Here is a 20,191-nt window from a genome sequence, read left to right on the forward strand (position 1 = left end):
TGGAAAGGGGATCGTCATGTTCGGCAAGGTCCGGCGGTCGGCGGCGGCTCGGGCGGAAGTGCGCTTCTGTGACTCCTGCGCCCAGGTGTCCACCGCCACCGAGCGTGCGGAGCGGCGCTACGACCGCGTGCGCGCCAGCGTCCACACCCTGATCAGCCCTCGATGAGCGACGGGACGGCGACCACGATGAACGAGAACATCCAGCCGACCGGCGGGTTCGCCGGCGACCCGGCCGCCGCCCTGGCGGTCACCGGTTCCGGCGACTGCTGCGGCAGCCCCGCGCAGGCGGTCGGCTCGATCCTGCCGCCCGCCAACCTGCCCGCGACGTCGCGGCCGTGTTGCGGCACCCGGCAGGAGGCCGAAACCGCGGGCGCCTGCTGCGGCACCGAGGCGAAGACCGCTGCCGTCGGCGCGGGACAGGGGTGCTGCGGATGATCCCCGCGGACCCGACCGCGCCGCCGGAGGAGATCTCCGGTGACCGGATGGCGGCCACCGTCGCCACGCTCGCCGCGGACCGCTTCGCCGGCCGGCGGGTCGGCTCCGCCGGCGGGGCGGCCGCCCGGGCCTGGCTCGCCGATCACCTCGCCGCGCTCGGCGCGACGGTGGACACCGACGAGTTTCCCGTGCGGGCGGTGCCCGAGCTGTCCGCCGCGCCCACGGTGACCTGGGGCGCCGGCGCCGGCGCGCACCGCCTCACCGCCGGCCGGCAGGTCGCCGTCCACCTCGCGTCCGCGTACGCCGCCGAGGTCCGGCGGGGCGGGCTGGGCGTGGCCGGCGCCGGCGACCCGGCCGGCCGGTGGCTGGTGGTGCCGGCGGGGATGCGCCTCTTCGACGCCTACGGATACGCCCACGGCGCCGCGGGACTGCTGGTCGGCCGCCCTGTCGACGCGGACGGCTGGCAGTACACCACCCTCGCCGGCCCGGACCCGGGTCCGGTGCCGGCCCTCACCCTCGACCCCGCCACGCACCGCGCGCTCCTCGCCGCGGCCGGCGAGCAGGGCTGGCTGGCAGCCGACGCCCCGCTGCGCCGGCTCGACGTCACCGGCGCCAACATCCACGCCACCGTCCGCCGGGCCGCGCCGGGCCGGGCCGACGTGCTGCTCACCGCGCACTACGACGGCGTGGGCGACCACCCCGGCCTGCGGCAGCCGGGCGCGTCGGACAACGCCAGCGGGGTCGCGGTGGTGCTCGAGGCGGCCCGGATCCTGGCCGCCGAGCCCGGCGACGGCGTCGGGCTCTCCGTCGCCCTGCTCGACGCCGAGGAGATCGGCGCCCTCGGCTCCGCGCGCCACGCCCGCCGACTGCGGGCCGCCGGTGCCGACCCGCTCGTCGTCAACGTCGACGGAGCCGGCCGGCTGGGCCGGGCGGCGGCCGTCGAGGCGGGCGGGCCGGCCCACCGGCTGCTCGCGCTGCTGGACCAGGCCGGCCGGCACGCCGGCGTACCGCTGGCGGCCGGGCCGGTGGCCTCGGACAACCGGCGCTACGGCGGCGCCGGGCTCGCCGCCGTCGGCATCGGCGCCGGCATGGCCGGCTACCACAGCCCCGCGGACACCGCCGACCGGGTCGATCCGGGCACCATGACCGCCCTGGCGCGGCTGGTGGTGGCCACGGTGCGGCTGGCCGCGTCGTCACCCGCTACACTTTCATCGTCGATCGGCGATTAACGATAGAGAGGGTGGGAATGGCTGACCTGCTGGACCGGGCGACGGCGCGGACGTACGCGTCGTGGTTCCGGGCGCTGGCGGACCCGACCCGGGTGCAGATCGTGGAGTACCTGGCCCGCCAGGCCCGGCCGATGAGCGTCGGGGAGATCGTCGCGGCGATCGGGCTGGCCCAGTCCACCGTCTCCCAGCACCTGAAGATCCTCACCGAGGTCCGGTTCGTGCTCGCCGAGCCGGTCGGCACCGCCCGCCTCTACCGCGTCAACGACGCCTGTGTCGACTGCTTCCCGTCCGCCGCCGACGTGGTCATGGGCCGACCGGCCCCCAGCCCGAACGGAGCCTGCTGATGGCCGACCTCGCCGTCCGACCCATGCGACCCGAGGACGCCGACCGGGTCCTGGCGATCTACCAGGCGGGCCTCGACGGCGGCAACGCCAGCTTCGAGACCGTGGCGCCGACCTGGGCCGCGTTCGACGCGGGCCGGCTGCCCGCGCACCGCTTCGTGGCGGCGGACGGTGCCGACGCCGTGCTCGGCTGGGTAGCGGTCACCCCGACCTCCACCCGCGCGGTCTACGCCGGGGTGGTCGAGCACTCGATCTACGTCGACCCCGCCGCGCAGGGGCGCGGGGTGGCCCGGCTGCTGCTCGACACGCTCGTCGCCTCGACCGAGGCGGCCGGCATCTGGACCATCCAGTCCGGCATCTTCCCGGAGAACGTCGCCAGCCTGGCGCTGCACGAGCGGGCGGGCTTCCGGGTGATCGGCGTCCGCGAGCGGGTCGGTCGGCACCACGGCCGGTGGCGCGACGTCGTGCTGCTGGAACGACGCAGCCCCGTCATCACCTGACCACCGCGTGACCGGCCCGCCCCGGGCCGCCGTCCGCCCTTTTGTTTCGATCATCTTCAAGACAGAGGAGTTTCCTGATGAACGTCCTGGACGAACTGCCCGTCGTGGTCGTCGGCGCCGGGCCGGTCGGGCTCGCCGCGGCTGCACACCTGCACGAGCGCGGCCTGCCCTTCACCGTGCTGGAGGCCGGTGACTCCGCCGCCGCGGCGGTGCGGCAGTGGGGGCACGTGCGGGTGTTCTCCCCGTGGCGGTACAACATCGACCGGGCCGCCCGGCGGCTGCTTGACGAGGCCGGCTGGGTCGCCCCCGACCCCGACGCCCTGCCGACCGGCGCCGAGCTCGCCGCCGACTACCTCCAGCCGCTGGCCGAACTGCCGCAGCTCAAGCCGCACCTGCGGTACCGGGCCCGGGTGGTGGCGATCAGCCGGCTCGGCCTGGACCGGCTGCGCACCGCCGGCCGCGAGCAGACCCCCTTCCTGGTCCGGCTCGCCGACGGCGAGGAACTGACCGCCCGCGCGGTGGTCGACGCCTCCGGCACCTGGGGTACGCCGAACGTGCTCGGCGCCTCCGGCCTGCCCGCCCGCGGCGAGGTCGAGGCCGAGGCGTACCTGGAGCACGCCCTGCCGGACGTGCTCGGCGCCGACCGGGACCGGTTCGCCGGCCGGCACACCCTGGTGGTCGGGGCGGGCCACTCGGCGGCGAACACCCTGCTGTCCCTGGCCGAGCTGGCGACCGGCGCGCCCGGCACCGAGGTGACCTGGGCGATCCGGAGCGCGAGCCCGGCCCGCACCTACGGCGGCGGCGACGCGGACGCGCTGCCGGCCCGGGGCGCCCTCGGCTCCCGGCTGCGCGAGCACGTCGAGGCCGGCCGGATCCGGCTGCTCACCGGCTTCTCCGTGCACACGCTCAACCCGGCCGGCGGGCGGGTCGCCGTGGTGGTGCGGGCCGGCGACGGTGGCGAGGAGTCCGTCGTGGTGGACCGGATCGTCGCCGCCACCGGCTTCCGCCCCGACCACTCCATCGCCGCCGAGCTGCGGCTGGACCTCGACCCCGTGCTCGGCGCCACCCGGGCGCTCGCCCCGCTGATCGACCCCAACGAGCACTCCTGCGGCACCGTCCCGCCCCACGGCGCCGACGAACTCGCCCACCCGGAGCCCGGCTACTACGCGGTGGGTATGAAGAGCTACGGGCGGGCGCCGACCTTCCTCATGGCCACCGGCTACGAGCAGGCCCGCTCGGTGGTCGCCGCGCTGGCCGGCGACTGGGCGGCCGCCCGCGACGTGCGGCTGGAACTGCCGGAGACCGGCGTGTGCAACAGCGACCCGGCGGAAGCGGTGAGCGGCGACAGCTGCTGCGGCACCGCACCGGCTGCCCGGCCAGCGGGCCGCGGGCTGGCCACCGGCGTCAGCGGTGGCCTGCTCGCCGCGCCGGTCAACCTGATCCCACTGACCACCGTCGGTGGCGACGCCGGCTGCTGCGGCGGCTGATGGCCACGGCCACCGGGGCGCCCACCGACGCCGGGATCGGCGGGCGCCCCGTGCGGCGCCCGGGCCGGATGGTCGCCGCGCTGGCCGTCACCCAGACCATCGGCTACCGAGATGCGGGCCAGTGCTCCGCCCTTTAGGGCGGGGGTGAAGGCCCGCGCGGGAGGGCCGCCTAGGCCCGAGCGTGCTCTAAGTTGGCCTGTTCTGCTGCTTGATGTACTGGCGCAGAACGGTCATGGGGGCACCGCCGACGGACCCGGCGAAGTACGAGGCGGACCACAGCCTGTTGGCCTGGTGGTAGTGGCGTACCAGGTCGGGGAACTCCTGCCGCATCCGTCGCGAGGACACACCCTTGAGACTGTTGACCAGCTTCGACAAGGCGACCTTCGGCGGGAAGTTGACCAGCAGGTGCACATGCTCGCCCTCGCCGTTGAACTCGACCAGGTCGCACTCGAAGTCGGCGCACACCGCCCGCATGATCTCTTCTAGGCGGGTCAGGTGCTGGTCGGTGAACACCCTGTGCCGGAACTTCGTCACGAAGACCAAGTGGGCGTGCAGGACGAAGACACAGTGCCTACCGGTGCGAACATCCAGGGAGCCAGCCATAGACCAATGGTAGATTGTCCGATGTGCAGCTTCGTTACAACTTCCGCGTCTACCCGACGCCCGGCCAGCAGATCGAGCTGGCTCGGGCGTTCGGGTGCGCGCGGGTGGTGTTCAACGACGGGCTGCGCCTGCGCCAGCAGGCACGCGAGCAGGGCGAGAGGTACATCTGCGACGCCGAGCTGTCCCGACGGCTGATCACCGAGGCCAAGCTGACCCCGCAGCGGGCATGGCTGGGCGAGGTCTCGGCCGTGGTGTTGCAGCAGGCACTCGCGGACTTGAACACCGCGTACCGGAACTTCTTCAACTCCCTGTCTGGCAAACGCAGGGGCCGCACGGTCGCGCCGCCGCGGTTCCGGTCGCGCAAGGACAACCGGCAGGCCATCCGGTTCACCAAGAACTCCCGGTTCACGGTCCTCGACAATGGCCGCCTGCGCCTACCGAAAATCGGCGACCTCGCGGTGCGCTGGTCTCGGTCCCTGCCGTCCGAGCCGTCCTCCGTGGCGATTATCCGGGACGCATCTGGGCGGTACTTCGCGTCGTTTGTCGTCACGACGCAGCAAGACGAAGCGCTGCCGCCGGTCGACTCCGAGGTGGGTATCGACCTGGGGCTGACGCACTTCGCGGTCCTCTCGGACGGCACGAAGGTCACGGCACCGAAGTTTCTGCGCCGCGCGGCCCGCAAGCTCAAGCGGTTGCAGCAGGATCTGTCCCGCAAGCAGCGGGGCAGCAGCAACCGCAAGAAGGCCGTCAAGAAGGTGGCTCGGGCGCACGCCCGGGTGGCCGACACCCGGCGGGACTGGCAGCACAAGCTGTCCACGGCGATCATCCGCGACAACCAAGCGGTGTACGTCGAGGACCTGTGCGTGGCTGGTCTCGGCCGTACCCGGCTGGCGAAGTCCGTGTACGACGCCGGGTGGGCCAGCTTCACCGCAATGCTGGAGTACAAGGCCGCCCGCGCCGGGCGGAGGTTCGCAAAGGTTAACCGTTTCGCACCCACGTCGCAGACCTGCTCGGCGTGCGGCCGGATCGACGGACCCAAGCCGCTCAACGTCCGGTCATGGACCTGCCCATGCGGGGCGACCCATGACCGGGACGTGAACGCGGCGATCAATGTGTTGGCCCAGGGACGCTGGGACAACTCAAACGCCTGTGGAGCGCAGGTAAGACCGGCATCCGTGCCGGCGCCGCGCCGTGAAGCAGGAATCCGCTCGGGCGCCGCGCGCTGTTCCGCGCGCAGCGCGGAGGGAATCCCCGCCCTTTAGGGCGGGGAGAACGTCAAGGCATCCTCTACTACGCGTACGCGGTGCTGCTGGCGCCGATGGCGGCGACCCTCGGCGCGTCCACCGTCGCCGTCACCGGCGCGCTGACCGCGTCCGTGATCGCCGGGGCGCTCGCCGCCGTTCCGGTCGGACGGTGGCTCGACCGCCACGGCGGGCGCGGCCTGATGACCGGCGGGTCGCTGGCCGCCGCGGCACTGCTGATCGCCTGGTCCCAGGTGGACACCGTCGGACAGCTCTACGCGGTGATGATCGGCAACGGCGTCACCGGTGCGATGGTCCTCTACGAACCGGCGTTCGCGGTCATCGTCTCCTGGTACGCGCCGCCCCGCCGTGACCGGGCCCTGCTCGCCGTCACCATCGTCGCGGGCTTCGCCAGCACGATCTTCCTGCCGCTCACCGGGCAGTTCGTCCCGCTCACCGGGCAGTTCGTCGCGCGGCTGGACTGGCGCGGCGCGCTGCTCACCCGCGCGGGCGGGCACACCTCATGATCGGGTGACGGTCCGCAGGGGCTGACCCGGCGTGTCGCCCTGCTCCGCATCAGCCGATCATGAGTCGGTGGGTTGAGACGGAGGGGGAGAGCTGTCGGGTACGTCGACAAGATCGCCTGGATCCGCCTGGAGGGTGGCCGGGTGCTCAGCACCCGCTCGCACGGCCGGGAGGTCTGGTACCTGCCGGGCGGCAAGCGGGAGCCGGGCGAGACCGACCTGGCGACGCTCTGTCGGGAGATCGCCGAGGAGTTGAGCGTCGTCGTGCTGCCGGAGAGCGCCGTGCACGTCGGCACCTTCACCGCGCAGGCGCACGGCCACCCGGCGGGCACGCTGGCCGGATGACCTGCTACGCGGCGGAGTACCGGGGCACTTTGCGGGCGGCCAGCGAGATCGCCGAGGTCGGCTGGCTCGGTTACGCCGACCGGGACCGCGTCTCGCCGGTGGACCAGCTCATCTTCGACCACCTGCGGGCGTCCGCCGGGCTGCGCTGAGGTCGCGCGCGCCCGGCGTTTGTCGGGGTGGGGCGGGGGTATGCGCGGGGCCGGTGACGACAGGAGGCGCCGTGCGCTTTCCCCGCTTCGTGGATGCGGTGTCCCGCCGCTCCGGGCTGCCGCCCGAGCAGGCCGCCGCGATCGCCCGGGCCGTGCTGCAGACGATGGCCGAGCGGGTGACCGGCGGCGAGGCTGACGATCTGGCCGGGCAGCTCCCGGACGAGCTGGGCGACTACCTGGCGCCGGGCACCGGGGCAATCGAGGGCCGGTCGGCCGCGTTCGGGCCGGCGGAGTTCCTGCGCCGGGTGGGCGAGCGGGCCGGGGTCGACGAGGCGGCCGCCCGGGCCGGTGCCGGCGCGGTCTTCGCGACGCTGCGGCAGGCGGTGACGGTCGGCGAGTTCCGGGAAATGGTGGGGCGGCTTCCGCGCGGTTCCGACGGCACGATCCTGCCGGTTCCGCCGTACGACGGATGAGCAGTCGGGCATCGGCAGTGGCCGTGTCGGAGTGTGGACATGGCCTACATTTCGGGAACTTTCGCGGCCGGAGCCCCGTTTTACCGTAAGATTACTTGACGGTAGACCCTTAGGCGGTAGGTCCTCTACGCGCTAGGGGGATGATCGGACGATATTCTTCGTCCCTCGTCCGAGGGCCCGTTCGGCTCTTCGGCCCGACTCTAATCGATGATCTTTCTTCCCAGGTATTGAGCCATATGCTCAACCCACTGTTGAGTCCTGGGGGGATCATGGTCGGCCTTGTCGAACGCTGTCTGCTGTCCTGTTGCGGGGCGACGTCCGTAGTCTGAAATGGAACAATCGACGGTCATCCATCGGTTCGGCGGCGTCGCCGCACGTCGTCCCGAACTGCCGGCCGTGCTCGGCGAGTCCGAACAGCTCAGCTACGCCGACCTGGCCGGTGCGGCCGGCGGGTACGCCGCGGCGCTCACCGCTGCCGGCGTCCGGCCGGGCGACCGGGTCGCCCTGCTCACCGCGCACGGCACGCCCACCATCGCGGCGATCCTCGGCACCCTCGCGGTCGGCTGCGCGTACGTGCCGCTGGACCCGGGGTTCCCCGAGCAGCGGCTGCGGCACATGCTCGCCGCCGCCGCGGTCGGCACCGTCCTGACTGGAGCGGAGCACGGGGAACTCGCGCGTCGGCTCACCGCCGACCGGGCCGACGCCCGGGTGCTCACCGTGGACGCACCACCACCCGCCCCGCTGCGCCCGGTGCCGGTCGAGCCGGACGCCCTGGCGTACGTGCTGTTCACCTCGGGCTCCACCGGCGTGCCCAAGGCGGTCGGGCAGACCCACCACAACCTGTTGCACGTCGTCGACAACCAGATCGCCACTCTCGACCTCGGCCCGGCCGACCGGCTCAGCCTGCTCGCCTCGTTCAGCTTCGATGCGGCCATCCCCGACCTCTACCCGGCCCTGCTGGCCGGCGCCGCGGTCGTGCCGGTGGAGCTGCGCCGGCACGGCCTGGCGCACGCCGTCGAGCAGCTCGCCCGGCACCGGGTCACCGTCTACCACTCCACCCCCACCGTCTACCGGTTCCTGCTCGACACCCTCGGCGAGCGCCGGCTCGACCACGTCCGGGTGGTGCTGCTCGGCGGCGAGCAGGCCACCCACGCCGACGCCGCGCGCGGCCGCGACCGGTTCGCCCCGGACTGCCTGCTGGTCAACGGATACGGCGCGACCGAGCTGACCTTCGCGGCCCGGTACGCGCTGCCGCTGGCCGCGGCCGACCCGGCCGCCACCGGGCCGCTGCCGATCGGCACCGCGCTGCCCGGCTACCAGCTGCGGCTGGCCCCGGACGGCGAACTCGTGGTGCGCAGCCGGCACCTCGCCCCCGGCTACCTCGACCAGCACAGCGACCGGTTCGGCGTGGACCCGGACGGGGTGCCGACGTACCGCACCGGCGACCTGGCCGAGCGGCTGCCCGGCGGCGAGCTGGTCTGCCTCGGCCGGCTCGACCGGCAGGTCAAGGTACGCGGGTTCCGGGTCGAGCTGACCGAGATCGAGGCGGTGCTCGCCGAACAGCCGGGTGTCGCCGCGGTGCGCGCCATCGCCCGCGACGGCGACCTGCTCGCGTACGCCCGGCCGGCCGGTGGGCCGCTCGACGTGGCGGCCCTGCGCGCGGCCCTCGCCCGGCGGCTGCCGGACTACGCGCTGCCGCGCGCGGTGGTGGTGGTCGAGGAGTTCCCACTCACCGTCACCGGCAAGGTCGACGAGCGGGCACTGCCCGACCCGGCCGCCGACGTGCCGCCCGACGAGGCGCCCACCACGCCCACCGAGCGGATCGTGCACGACATCTGGTGCGCGGTGCTCGGCCGCGCCGCGGTCGGCCGCACCGCCAGTTTCTTCGACGTCGGCGGGCAGTCCCTGCTGCTCGGCCAGGTGCAGCAGCGGCTGGCCGAGCGGTTCGGGGTGCGGCTGCCGCTGCTGCGCCTCTTCGACCACCCCACGGTGGCCGACCAGGCCCGGCTGCTCGACGCGCCGCCGGAACCGGTGCGCGTGCCGATGCCGCCGCCGGCCGCGCCCACCACCGCCGCCCGCGACTACACCGGCGACGAGATCGCGGTGGTCGGCCTGGCCGGTCGCTTCCCGGGCGCCCCCGACGTGGCCACCTTCTGGTGGAACCTGTGCGCCGGTGTCGACTCGATCCACGACCACACCGACGAGGAGCTGGCCGCCCTGGGCATCGGCTCCCGGCTGCGCGAGGACCCCCGGCACGTCAAGGCGGCGGGCCGGCTGGACGGGGTGGCCGACTTCGACGCCGGCTTCTTCTCCTTCGGCGAGCAGGAGGCGGCGCGCACCGACCCGCAGCACCGGCTCTTCCTGGAGACCGCCTGGGAGGCGCTGGAGGACGCCGGTCACGACCCGGCCCGCTTCCCCGGGCTGGTCGGGGTCTACGCGGCCACCTCGGCCAACCGCTACTTCCTGTTCCACCTGATGGACAACCCGGCCGTCGTCGGCGACGTCGACCCGGACGACTGGGAGGCCCGGCTGGTCGGTCGGCAGTTCACCGACCACCTGCCCGGGCAGGTGGCGTACCGGCTGGGGCTGACCGGGCCGGCGGTCGCCGTGCAGAGCGCCTGCTCCAGCTCGCTGGTCGCGGTCTGCCTCGCCGCTCAGAGCCTGGCCGACTACCAGTGCGACATCGCGCTGGCCGGCGGGGTGAATGTGACCTGGCCCCGCTACCGGCACACCCCCGGCGGGTTGGCCTCGCCGGACGGCCGGTGCCGCGCGTTCGACCAGGCGGCCAACGGCGCCGGCTTCGGCTCCGGCGTCGGCGTGGTGGCGCTGCGCCGGCTCGCCGACGCGCAGGCCGACGGCGACCGGATCTACGCGGTGCTGCCCGGTTGGGGAGTCACCAACGACGGCGCCGACCGGGCCGGCTTCGCCGTGCCCGGGCCGGCCGGGCAGGCCGCCGCGGTGGCCAACGCGCTCGCCGCCGCCGAGGTCGCGCCGGGCGAGGTCCGCTTCATCGAGGCGCACGGCAGTGGTACGCCGCTCGGCGACGCCATCGAGGTCGCCGCGCTGCACGAGGTGTACGCCGGCGCCGGTCCCGCCGAGACCTGCGCGCTCGGTTCGGTGAAGACCAACATCGGTCACCTGGACGCCGCCGCCGGCATCGCCGGGCTGATCAAGGCGGTGCTCGCCGTGCGGCACGGGGTGATCCCGCCCAACCTGCACTTCACCCGCCCGCACCCCGAGGTCGACCTGGCCGCCGGTCCGTTCTACGTGCCGACCAAGGCGCGGGACTGGCCCGACGCGGCGCGCCGGGTCGCCGGGGTCAGCTCGTTCGGCGTCGGCGGCACCAACGCGCACGTCGTGGTGGAGCAACCCCCGCCGGTCGAGCCGGTCGACGTCCCGGACGCCGCGGCGTACCTGCTGCCGGTGTCCGCGCGGGACCCGGTCGCGCTGCGGTCGGCGCTGACCCGGCTGCGCCAGCACCTCGCCGGCACCCGACCGGTGCTGGCCGAGGTGGCCGCCACGCTGGCCGTGGGCCGGCGGGCCTTCGGCTGCCGGGCGGCCGTGGTGGCGACCGACCCGGGCGGCGCGGTCGCCGCGCTGGACGAGCTGCTCGGCACCGACGCCCGGGTGGCCGGGCCGGCGGGTGAGCTGCGCGAGCTGGCCGCGGCCTGGGTCGCCGGCCGGGACGTGGACTGGGCGGCACTGCACCCCGAGGGCACCCTCCGGCGTACCGGACTGCCCACCTACCCGTTCCAGCGCCAGCGGTACTGGATCGACCCCCCTCAGAAAGGCGCGCGGTGAACTGGTTCGTCTCCGCCGGCCGCCGGGAACCGGCACCGGTCCAGCTGTTCTGCCTGCCCTACGCCGGTGCGGGCGCCAGCGCGTTCCGCCGCTGGCAGGACGGCCTCGGCCCGGATGTCGAGGTGCTGCCGGTGCAGCTGCCCGGCCGGGAGAACCGGATCAGCGAGGACCCGCGGTTCCGGGTGGCCGACGTCGCGCACGCCATCGCCGGGCGTGCCGCCGCCCGGTACGCCATCTACGGCCACTCGATGGGCGGCCGGGTCGGCTTCGAGGTGGTCCGCGAGCTGCGCCGGGCCGGGCTGCCGCTGCCACTGCGGCTGTACGTCGGCGGCGCCCGCGCCCCGCACGTCACCGCGCCCAGCCTGTTCGACGGACTGTCCCGGGTGGACGACGACGAGCTGCTGCGCCGGCTGGGCGCCGGTGGCGGGCTGCCGGCCGAGCTGCTCGACCACCCGGAGCTGGTCGAGCTGCTGCTGCCGCTGCTGCGTGCCGACTTCGGCCGGGTGGACAGCTACCGCTACGTCCCCGAGGAGCCGCTGCCGGTGCCGATCGTGGCGTTCAGCGGCCGGCAGGACCGGGCGGTCACCCGGGCGCACAGCGCGGCGTGGCGGGAGCACACCGCCGCCGGCTTCACCCTGCGCGACATCGACGGCGGGCACTTCTTCCTGCACGACCGGCTGCCCGACCTGCTCGCCATGATCCGCGCCGACCTCGACCCGGCGCTCGCCGACGCCGCGCTGGACGACACCGTGCTCGCCGACGGGGCGCTCGCCGACGCGGCGGCGACGACCCCCGCGACCGTGGTCACGGCGACTGGTCCGTCCGGCGCCCCGGCCGCCACGGCGGTGTCCGGCGGGCACCGGGTGCCGCTCGGCGACACCGGCTGGTCGGTGTGGCGCGACGCCATCCTGCGCACCACCGGGTTCCCGGCCGACGGGCTGGCCCTGTTCACCGCCCCGCAGGCCGCCGCGGCGGCCGACGAGCTGCTGGCGACCGGCGCCGGCGTGGAGCAGTTCGACAAGGAGTTCGCCGAGGCGGTGGCGGCCACCGGCCGCCGGCTCACCGAGCTGGCCGGCGATCCGCTGTTGCGGGAGGCGGTCACCTGGCAGAACCGGGGCGCCCTGGTCGCCCTGGACGGCCTCGCCCGCGGCGGCCCCGAGCCGGCCCGCAACGTGCGGCGCCGCGACCGGGAACGCGCCCTGCTCAAGTACTGGCAGCGGTACTGCGGCAAGAACGAGACGGTCGGCTTCTTCGGACCGAGCTGCTGGGTCACCCTCGACCCGGCCCGCACGGAGACCGCCGAGGTGCGCCCCGGCCCCGGCCTGACCCGGCGCCGCTGGGTGTGGTTCGAGTCCTGGGCGCTCAGCGCGTACGCCGACCGGATCGGCCGGGACCTCGCGGTGCGCAGCTGGTGGGCGCCGATGCTCTGCCCGCAGTTGAGCCTCGCCGACCGCACCGTCCGCCGGCCCGGCCGGCCGCCGGTGTCGCTCACCGGCGTGGAGGCGGCGCTGCTGGCCGCCGCCGACGGCCGGCGCCCGGCCCGTGAGCTGGTAACCGACCCGGCGATCGGGCTGCGCCGCCCGGAGGACGGCTACGCGCTGCTGGACCGGCTGGTCGAGCGCGAACTGGTCACCTGGGACGCGGCGCTGCCGGTCAGCCCGGACGCCGAGGACGTGCTGGGCCGGCGGATCGACGCGATCGGTGACGAGCCCGCGCGGCGGGACGCCCGCGCCGGCTTCGACCGGCTCCGCGCCGCCCGGGACGCGGTGGCCGCCGCGGCCGGCGACCCGGCGCGGCTGCGTGCGGCGCTGGACACCCTGGACACCACCTTCACCGAGCTGACCGGGCAGCCGCCGCGCCGCCGGGCCGGCGAGATGTACGCCGGTCGCACCCTCTGCTACGAGGACACCAGCCGGGACCTCGACGTGGTCTTCGGCCAGCCGCTGCTGGACCGGATCGCCGCCCCGCTCGCGGTGCTGCTCCAGGCCGCCCGCTGGCTGGTCGCGGCGTTGGAGCGGGCGTACGGCGCGGCGTTCCGGGAACTGCACGACGAGCTGCGCGCCGAGTCCGGCGGCGGCCCGGTCGCCCTGTCCGACCTGTGGTTCCTGGCTCAGGGCCTGTTCTGGGGCGACGGGACCCGGCCGGTCGACGCGGTCGCCGCCGAGTTCGCCGGCCGCTGGGCCGGACTGTTCGGCCTGGATTCGCTGTCACCCGGGACCACCGAGGTTCGGCTGCCGGTGGCCGACCTCGCCACCCGGGTCGCCGAGGTCTTCCCGGCCGACCGGCCGGCCTGGCCCAACGCCCGGCTGCACAGCCCCGACCTGCAGATCTGCGCCGCCGACGCGGAGGCGCTGGCCCGCGGCGACTACACCGTCGTGCTCGGCGAGCTGCACGCCGCCTGGGCGTCCTTCGACTGCCAGGTCTTCACTCCGGCGCACCCGGACGTGGGCCGGCTGCGCGACGCGCTCACCGCGGACCTCGGCGAGCGCCGGATCCGGCTGCTCTTCCCGACCGACTGGCCCCGGCGCACCAGCCGGGTCGCCGAGGCGCTGGCCGGGCCGACCGACCGGCAGTTGGCCTTCGCGCCGGCGCCCGGCGCCGACCCGGACCGGGTGCTGCCGACCGTGGAGCTGACCGTCGTCGACGAGGGCGGCGAGCTGTTCGCCGTCGCACCGGACGGGCAGCGCTGGACGCTGACCGAGGTCTTCTCGCCACTGCTCAGCGCGCACGCTGTGGACGGGTTCAAGCTGGTCGCGGCCGCGCCGTACACCCCCCGGATCACCCTCGGCGAGCTGGTGGTGGCGCGGCAGACCTGGCGTACCACGGTCGGCGGCAGCGGTCTGGCCACCGTCACCGGTGAGCGGGAACGCTTCCTCGCCGTCCGGGACTGGCGGCGCCGGCTCGGTCTGCCCGAGCAGGTCTACGTCAAGCTCGGCACCGAGACCAAGCCCTGCTTCGTCGACCTGAGCAGCCCGGCGTTCGGCAACATGTTCTGCGCCATGGTGCGGGCCGCCCGGGCCGACGGCGGCGACGACACCTCGCTGGTGATCAGCGAGATGCTGCCCACGGTGGCGGACGCCTGGGTGCCCGACGCGGCCGGCCGGCGCTACTTCAGCGAGCTGCGCCTGCACATCGTGGACGCCGACGAGCGGGAGGCCCTTCGATGAGCGAGCCGTCAGCGAGTGAATCATCGGTGCAGCGCGGTGGTGCCTCATGGCGGCACGGAGCGAAGCGGAGTGCCGTCATGAGGCACCGGATTCCGCTCGGCGACACCGGCTGGTCGGTGTGGCGCGACGTCGTGCTGCGCACCGCTGGTTTCCCGGCCGCCGGGCTGGACGCCTTCGCCGCCCCCGAGGTCGCCGCCGCCGCCGACGCCCTGCTGGCCGGCGAGGACACCGCCGACCTGTTCGACAAGGCGTTCACGGCGACGCTCGCCGACAGCTCGGCGGTGTGCGGCGAGATCGCCGCCGACCCGCTGCTGCGCGAGGCGGTCACCTGGCAGAACCCGGAGATGCTGATCGCGCTGGACGGCCTGCTGCGTACCGACCCGGCGGTGCGCAACGTCCGCCGCCGCAAGCGCGAGCTGAGCCTGCTGCGCTACTGGCAGCGCTACTGCGGCAAGGCCGAGACGATCGGCTTCTTCGGGCCGGTCTGCTGGGGGCGGCTCGACCCCGACCAGCCGACCACCCGGCTGCGGCCCGGCCCGGCGCTGGTGTCCCGGCGTGAGGTCCACTTCGAAGCGTGGGCGCTGATCGCGTACGCCGACCGGCTCGCCGACGACCTGGCGGTGCGCCGGTGGTGGGCACCGGCCCTGCCGCCGCACCTGAGCCTGTCCGGCCGGCAGGTCACCCGGCCGCTGCTGCCGCCGACCGAGCTGTCCGCCGTCCAGGCGCGGCTGCTGGCCGCCTGCGACGGGCGTACCCCGGCGATCGAGCTGGTGCGGCGGCTGTGCGCCGACGGGGACCTGCGCAGTCCGGACGACGGCTACCTGCTGCTCGACCGGCTGGTCGAGCGGAGCCTGCTGACCTGGGACGCCGGCCTGCCGGTCAGCCCCGCGGCCGAGCGCGTGCTGGCCGAGCGGATCGCCGCGATCGGCGACCCGCCGGTCCGCGCCGAGGTGGCCGCCGCGTTCGACCGGCTGCGCGCGGCGCGGGACGCGGTGGCCGCTGCCGCCGGGGACCCGGAGCGGCTCGGTGCCGCGCTCGCCGCGCTGAACACCGAGTTCACCGCCGTCACCGGCCGGCCCGCCACCCGCCAGGCCGGCCAGATGTACGTCGGCCGCACGGTGCTCTACGAGGAGACCGCCCGCGACCTGGACTTCACGGTCGGCTCCCGGGTGCTGGACGCGTTGGCCGAACCGTTGGCGATCGTGCTGACCGCCGCCCGCTGGCTGACCGCCGAGGTCGGCGCGGCCGGTGAGCGGATCGTGGCCGACCTGCACGCGGAACTGCGCGGTGACGGGCCGGTGCGGCTGGCCGACGTCTGGGCCCTCGCGCAGGGACTGCTGCTCGCCCCGGACGGTCCGATCGCCCGCGCCGGCGCCGAACTGACCGCCCGCTGGGCGGAGCTGGTCGGCCTGGGCACGGCCGCCCCCGGCCAGGCCGAGCTGCGGCTGCGCAGCGCCGACCTGGCCGAGCGGGCCCGCGCCCTGTTCGACGCCGATCGGCCCGGCTGGCCGTCCGCCCGGATCCACAGCCCGGACGTGCAGCTCAGCGCCGCCGGCCCGGACGCGGTCGACCGGGGCGAGTTCCTGCTCGTCCTCGGCGAGCTGCACCCGGCGTACGTCCCGTTCGACAGCGCGGTGCTGACCCCGTTCCACCCCGACCGGGCGGCGCTGCGGGCGGCGCTCGACGCCGACCTCGGCCCGGCCCGGGCCCGGGTGCTCTATCCGGAGAGCTTCCCGCGGCACAGCACCCGGATGACGTACGCGCTGGACGGGCCCGCCGACCGGCAGTTCGGCATCGACACCGCGCACGGTGCGGACGTCGACCGGCTGGTGCGGGCCACCGAGGCGCTGGTCGAGCCCGGCGACGACGGGTGGGTCGCGGTGCTGCCCGACGGGACCCGCTGGCCGGTGATGGAGATCTTCGCGACCCTGCTCGGCGCGCTGCTGCTGGACGCGTTCAAGCTGCTCGCCCCGGCCGCGCACACGCCCCGGATCACCATCGACCGGCTGGTCGTGGCCCGGCGTACCTGGCGGACCACGGTGGCGGAGACCGGCCTGGCCGGGGTCGCCGGCGAGGCCGAGCGGTTCCTCGCGGTCCGCCGCTGGCGGGCGCGCCTCGGGCTGCCCGAGCGGGTCTTCGTCAAGGTCGGCACCGAGGTCAAGCCCTGCTATGTCGACCTCACCGGCCCGCTGCACGCCCAGTCGCTCTGCGCCATGGTCGACGCCGCCGCGAAGACCGGCCCGGCCGTCACGGTCACCGTGAGCGAGCTGCTGCCGGACCCGGCGGACTCGTGGGTGACCGACGCGCGGGGCCGCGGCTACGTCAGCGAGCTGCGGATGCAGATCACCGATCCAGTTAGCCACCGGGGAGTGAACGGGTGACCGACATCCTGTCCATCAGCGCCGTGCACGGGGAAGACCTGCCCTGGCCGGACGCGACGCTGGCCGAGCTGATCAGCGCCCAGGCCGCCCGCACGCCGGACGCGGTGGCGGTGCGCCAGTGGGACACCCGGCTCAGCTACGCCGAGCTGCTGGCCCGGGCCGCCGGGGTGGCGGCCGCGCTGCGCGAGCGCGGCGTGGGCCGGCAGACCCGGGTCGGCGTCTGCGGCGCCCGTACCCCCGACCTGGTGGTCACCGTGGTCGGGGTGCTGCTCGCCGGCGGCTGCTACGTGCCGCTGGAGCCGGGCGGGCCGCGCCGCCGGCTGCGGGAGATCGCCGCCGACGCCGGGGTGACCGTGGTGGTCGGCGACGCCGCCGAGGCGGAGTTCGGCGACGTGCCCGGCGTCGAGGCGGTCGGCCTGCCCGGCGCCGCTCCGCTGGCACCCTGCCCGGCGCGCCCCGGCGACCCGGCGTACGTGCTGTTCACCTCCGGCTCCACCGGCCGCCCCAAGGGGGTGCTCACCACCCACCGCAACGTGGTCGAGTTCGTCACCGGCTGCGCCGCGCTGACCGGCGCCGACGCCGGGGTGCGCAGCCTCGGCATCGCCTCGCTCGGCTTCGACGCGGCCACCATGGACCTGTTCCTGCCGCTGCTGCTCGGCGGCGCCGTCCAGCTGCTCGGCGCCGATGACCGGGCCGACCCGGTGCGGCTCGCCCGGTTCATCGCCGCGCACGAGGTGAACTGGGGGTTCATCACCCCGACCGTGCTGTCCATGCTCGACCCGGGCGAGCTGCCGGCCTGGCGGGTGGTGCTCTGCGGCGGGGAGGCGGTGCCCGCCGAGCTGGCCGCCCGCTGGGCGCCCGGACGGCTCTTCCTGAACGGCTACGGGCCCACCGAGACCACCGTGCTCGCGGTCAGCGGCGAACTGACCGCCGCCGAACGGGACCCGGTGCCGATCGGGCGGCCGCTGCCCAACCACCGGGCGTACGTGGTGGACGAGCGGCTGCGCCCGGTGCCGCCGGGGGAGACCGGCGAGCTGCTGATCGGCGGCCCCGGACTGGCCGACGGCTACCTCAACCGGCCCGCGCTGACCGCCGAGCGGTTCGTCCCCGACCCGTTCTCCGACCTGCCCGGCGAGCGGCTCTACCGCACCGGCGACCTGGTCCGGCAGGAACCGGACGGGCGGATCGTCTACCTGGGCCGCGCCGACCGGCAGGTGAAGGTGCGCGGCCAGCGAATCGAACTGGGCGAGGTGGAGGCGGTGCTGGCCGACCTGCCCGGGGTGGACCGGGTGGCGGTGGAGGCGCTGCCCGGCCCGGCCGGCACCGAGCTGGTCGCGTTCCTCACCCCCGCCGACACGCCCGACGACGAGCTGCTGCGGGCGTACGCCGGGCCCCGGCTAACCGCCGCGATGCTGCCGGCCCGGGTGCTGCGCCTGGCCGAGCTGCCGGTCAGCCCGACCAGCGGCAAGCTGGACCGGGCGGCGCTGCGCGCGCTGGCCGCGTCCGGCCGCCCGGCCGAGCCGACCGCACCGGCCCCGGTCGACGAACCGCTGGCGGCGGCGGTGGCCCGGATCTGGGGCCGGCTGCTCGGTGCCGCGCCCGACCCGACCAGCGACTTCCTCGCCGCCGGCGGCAACTCGATCGCGGCCATGCGGCTGGTGGCCGCGCTCCGCGCCGAACTCGGCCGGCAGGTCGACGCCCGGGACGTCTTCACCGGCCGGACCCTGGCCGGGCTCGTCGAGCGGGTCCGCGCCGCCGCTCCCGCCGACGGCGACGGGCTGACCACCGGCAACCCGCCCACCCTCTCCCCGCCGCAGCGGCGGCTCTGGTTCGTCGACCAGCTCGCCCCGTCCAGCGCGCCGTACAACATCGCCGTGGCGCACCGGCTGCGCGGCCCGCTGGACACCGCCGCCCTGGGCGCGGCGCTGCGCGCGGTCGCCGAGCGGCACGACGTGCTGCGCTGGCGGATCCCGCAGACCGCCGGCGTGCCGTACGCGGTCCGCGAGGAGCCGACCGACGTGGCCGTCCCGGTGGTCGACCTGACCGGCGGGGCCGACGCCGAGGCGGCGCTGGCCGGGATGCTGGCTGCCGGCGCGGCGCACGCCTTCGATCTGGCCACCGGGCCGCCCTGGCAGGTGACCGTCTACCGGCTCGGCGCGGACGAGCACGTGCTGGCGATCACCCTGCACCACGCGGTCTTCGACGGCTGGTCGGAGAAGCTGCTCTACGACGACCTCGCGGCGGCATACGCCCAGGCCGTCGCCGGGCGGACGCCGCGGTTGCCGGCGCTGGCCGCCACGTACGCGGACTACGCGGTGTGGCGGGCCGAGCGGGACCGGCACCGCGGCGCGGCCGACCTGGACTGGTGGCGCGAGCACCTACGGGACGCGCCGACCGTCCTCGAACTGCCCCGCGACCGGCCCCGGCCGGCGGTGGCGACCTACACCGGGGCCGAGGCGGCCGTGCGGTTGCCCGAGGCCACCGACCGGGCCGTGCGCGCGCTGGCCGAGCGGCGCGGCACGACCGTCGCCGCGGTGCTGCTGGCCGGCTTCGGTGAACTGCTGCGCCGGCTCACCGGCGCCGACGACCACGTGCTCGGCGCGATCGTCGCCGACCGGCGGCTGGCCGCCTTCGACGACGTGGTCGGCTTCTTCATCGACACCGTGCCGGTGCGGGTACGCGGCGGCGCGGCCAGCTTCGCCGAGTTGGTCGACCGGTGCGCGACCGAACTGCACGAGGCGACCGCCCACCCGGGGGCGCCGCTGGAGAAGATCGTCGAGGCCCTCGGGGTGGGCCGGGACACCGCCCGCGCCCCGCTGGTGCAGGTGCTGTTCAACGTGCTCAACTTCGCCGCGCCGCGGCTCGCGCTGGCCGGGCTGACCGCCGAGCCGGTCGCCGTGCCGAAGCCGGGGTCGCCGTTCGACATCACCGTCTACGTGGTCGAGCGGGACGGCCGTTGGGGCGTGGAGGTGGTCTACAACCCGGACCTGTTCGACGCCGAACGGGTCGAAGCGCTGCTCGCCGACCTGGTGGCGCTGGTCGGCGCGCTGGCCACCACGCCGGACGCCGCCACCGGCCGGGTGGCCGCCGAACTGCCCCGGCCGACCGTGGCCACCCCCCAGCTCGGCGCGATGAGCGTGGCGGCCGCCGAGCCGCCCCGCGGCGTGCTGCCGGCCGGCCCGGACGGCCTGACGGACACCGAGGAGCTGATCGCCGGCATCTGGCGCGAGGTGCTGGAACGCGACCAGGTCGGGGTCACCGACAACTTCTTCGACATCGGCGGGCACTCGCTCGCCCTGGCCGCGGTGCACGCCCGGCTGACCGCCGCCACCGGCCGCTCGATCAAGATGCTCGACCTCTTCCGCCACCCCACCATCCGGGCGCTCGCCGCCAGCCTCGACGGCGCCGCCGACCGGCCGGAACTGGCCCGCGCCGCGCTGCGCGCCGCCGCCCGACGCAGCCGTACCCGCCGTAACCCACCCCGCCGCCCCGGCGGCACCGCGTGACGAAGGACA

The 20,191-nt window shown here is 75.5% G+C and carries 14 protein-coding genes and 1 pseudogene; 14 read left to right on the plus strand and 1 reads right to left on the minus strand.

What is annotated here, in order from left to right; translation table 11 throughout:
- Positions 1-16: 16 nt before the first annotated feature.
- The 6 genes from FHX32_RS32895 (at position 17) to FHX32_RS32920 (ending at position 3,992) form a co-directional block, all read left to right on the plus strand.
- Entirely contained in the window at positions 17-166 is a 150-nt protein-coding gene (locus FHX32_RS32895; RefSeq protein WP_167191843.1) for a hypothetical protein, read from the plus strand.
- Positions 163-435, plus strand: a complete 273-nt coding sequence (locus FHX32_RS32900) for a hypothetical protein (RefSeq protein WP_486481454.1) — start codon at positions 163-165, stop codon at positions 433-435. The genes FHX32_RS32895 and FHX32_RS32900 overlap by 4 nt, the downstream gene beginning before the upstream one ends.
- The gene (locus tag FHX32_RS32905) at positions 432-1,664 is read left to right on the plus strand and encodes a M28 family peptidase (RefSeq protein ID WP_167191845.1); all 1,233 of its coding nucleotides are present in this window, start codon (positions 432-434) and stop codon (positions 1,662-1,664) included. The genes FHX32_RS32900 and FHX32_RS32905 overlap by 4 nt, the downstream gene beginning before the upstream one ends.
- 17 nt (positions 1,665-1,681) lie before the next feature.
- Entirely contained in the window at positions 1,682-2,008 is a 327-nt protein-coding gene (locus tag FHX32_RS32910) for a metalloregulator ArsR/SmtB family transcription factor (RefSeq protein WP_167191847.1), read from the plus strand.
- The gene (locus FHX32_RS32915; RefSeq protein WP_167191849.1) at positions 2,008-2,505 is read left to right on the plus strand and encodes a GNAT family N-acetyltransferase; all 498 of its coding nucleotides are present in this window, start codon (positions 2,008-2,010) and stop codon (positions 2,503-2,505) included. Before FHX32_RS32910 ends, FHX32_RS32915 begins: the two co-directional genes overlap by 1 nt.
- Before the next feature lie 77 nt (positions 2,506-2,582).
- Positions 2,583-3,992 carry an FAD-dependent oxidoreductase gene (locus tag FHX32_RS32920; RefSeq protein WP_167191851.1) on the plus strand — a complete coding sequence of 470 codons (1,410 nt, stop codon included), beginning with the start codon at positions 2,583-2,585 and terminating at the stop codon, positions 3,990-3,992.
- Positions 3,993-4,178: 186 nt separating this feature from the next.
- Here FHX32_RS32920 and tnpA read toward each other — a convergent pair whose 3' ends face one another.
- Entirely contained in the window at positions 4,179-4,595 is a 417-nt protein-coding gene (gene tnpA, locus FHX32_RS32925; RefSeq protein ID WP_167191853.1) for an IS200/IS605 family transposase, read from the minus strand.
- 23 nt (positions 4,596-4,618) lie between these two features.
- Here tnpA and FHX32_RS32930 point away from each other — a divergent pair, with 23 nt between their 5' ends.
- The 8 genes and pseudogenes from FHX32_RS32930 (at position 4,619) to FHX32_RS32965 (ending at position 20,182) form a co-directional block, all read left to right on the plus strand.
- Complete coding sequence (locus tag FHX32_RS32930; protein WP_167191855.1) at positions 4,619-5,857, plus strand: RNA-guided endonuclease InsQ/TnpB family protein; 1,239 nt, start codon at positions 4,619-4,621, stop codon at positions 5,855-5,857.
- 20 nt (positions 5,858-5,877) lie between these two features.
- The gene (locus FHX32_RS32935; RefSeq protein ID WP_486481477.1) at positions 5,878-6,363 is read left to right on the plus strand and encodes an MFS transporter; all 486 of its coding nucleotides are present in this window, start codon (positions 5,878-5,880) and stop codon (positions 6,361-6,363) included.
- A gap of 72 nt (positions 6,364-6,435) precedes the next feature.
- A pseudogene (locus FHX32_RS35585) lies at positions 6,436-6,854 on the plus strand (NUDIX hydrolase).
- A 71-nt stretch (positions 6,855-6,925) separates the two neighbouring features.
- On the plus strand, positions 6,926-7,327 hold the full coding sequence (locus tag FHX32_RS32945) for a DUF2267 domain-containing protein (RefSeq protein ID WP_167191857.1): 402 nt from the start codon (positions 6,926-6,928) through the stop codon (positions 7,325-7,327).
- Between the two features lie 330 nt (positions 7,328-7,657).
- Positions 7,658-11,128, plus strand: a complete 3,471-nt coding sequence (locus FHX32_RS32950; protein WP_167191859.1) for an AMP-binding protein — start codon at positions 7,658-7,660, stop codon at positions 11,126-11,128.
- On the plus strand, positions 11,125-14,295 hold the full coding sequence (locus FHX32_RS32955; RefSeq protein ID WP_167191861.1) for a thioesterase domain-containing protein: 3,171 nt from the start codon (positions 11,125-11,127) through the stop codon (positions 14,293-14,295). The genes FHX32_RS32950 and FHX32_RS32955 overlap by 4 nt, the downstream gene beginning before the upstream one ends.
- A gap of 77 nt (positions 14,296-14,372) precedes the next feature.
- Positions 14,373-16,676, plus strand: coding sequence for a lantibiotic dehydratase (locus FHX32_RS32960; protein ID WP_167191863.1), 2,304 nt, complete (start codon positions 14,373-14,375; stop codon positions 16,674-16,676).
- A complete protein-coding gene (locus FHX32_RS32965) occupies positions 16,673-20,182 on the plus strand; it encodes a non-ribosomal peptide synthetase (RefSeq protein WP_167191865.1) in 3,510 nt (1,169 codons plus the stop codon). Before FHX32_RS32960 ends, FHX32_RS32965 begins: the two co-directional genes overlap by 4 nt.
- Positions 20,183-20,191 lie beyond the last annotated feature (9 nt).

Source organism: Micromonospora sp. CNZ280, assembly GCF_011759515.1.

Bases quoted from the DNA above. Each gene is read 5' to 3' on its own strand.
- FHX32_RS32895 (WP_167191843.1), top strand. From the start codon at position 17: ATGTTCGGCAAGGTCCGGCGGTCGGCGGCGGCTCGGGCGGAAGTGCGC.
- FHX32_RS32900 (WP_486481454.1), top strand. From the start codon at position 163: ATGAGCGACGGGACGGCGACCACGATGAACGAGAACATCCAGCCGACC.
- FHX32_RS32905 (WP_167191845.1), top strand. From the start codon at position 432: ATGATCCCCGCGGACCCGACCGCGCCGCCGGAGGAGATCTCCGGTGAC.
- FHX32_RS32910 (WP_167191847.1), top strand. From the start codon at position 1,682: ATGGCTGACCTGCTGGACCGGGCGACGGCGCGGACGTACGCGTCGTGG.
- FHX32_RS32915 (WP_167191849.1), top strand. From the start codon at position 2,008: ATGGCCGACCTCGCCGTCCGACCCATGCGACCCGAGGACGCCGACCGG.
- FHX32_RS32920 (WP_167191851.1), top strand. From the start codon at position 2,583: ATGAACGTCCTGGACGAACTGCCCGTCGTGGTCGTCGGCGCCGGGCCG.
- tnpA (WP_167191853.1), bottom strand. From the start codon at position 4,595: ATGGCTGGCTCCCTGGATGTTCGCACCGGTAGGCACTGTGTCTTCGTC.
- FHX32_RS32950 (WP_167191859.1), top strand. From the start codon at position 7,658: ATGGAACAATCGACGGTCATCCATCGGTTCGGCGGCGTCGCCGCACGT.
- FHX32_RS32960 (WP_167191863.1), top strand. From the start codon at position 14,373: ATGAGGCACCGGATTCCGCTCGGCGACACCGGCTGGTCGGTGTGGCGC.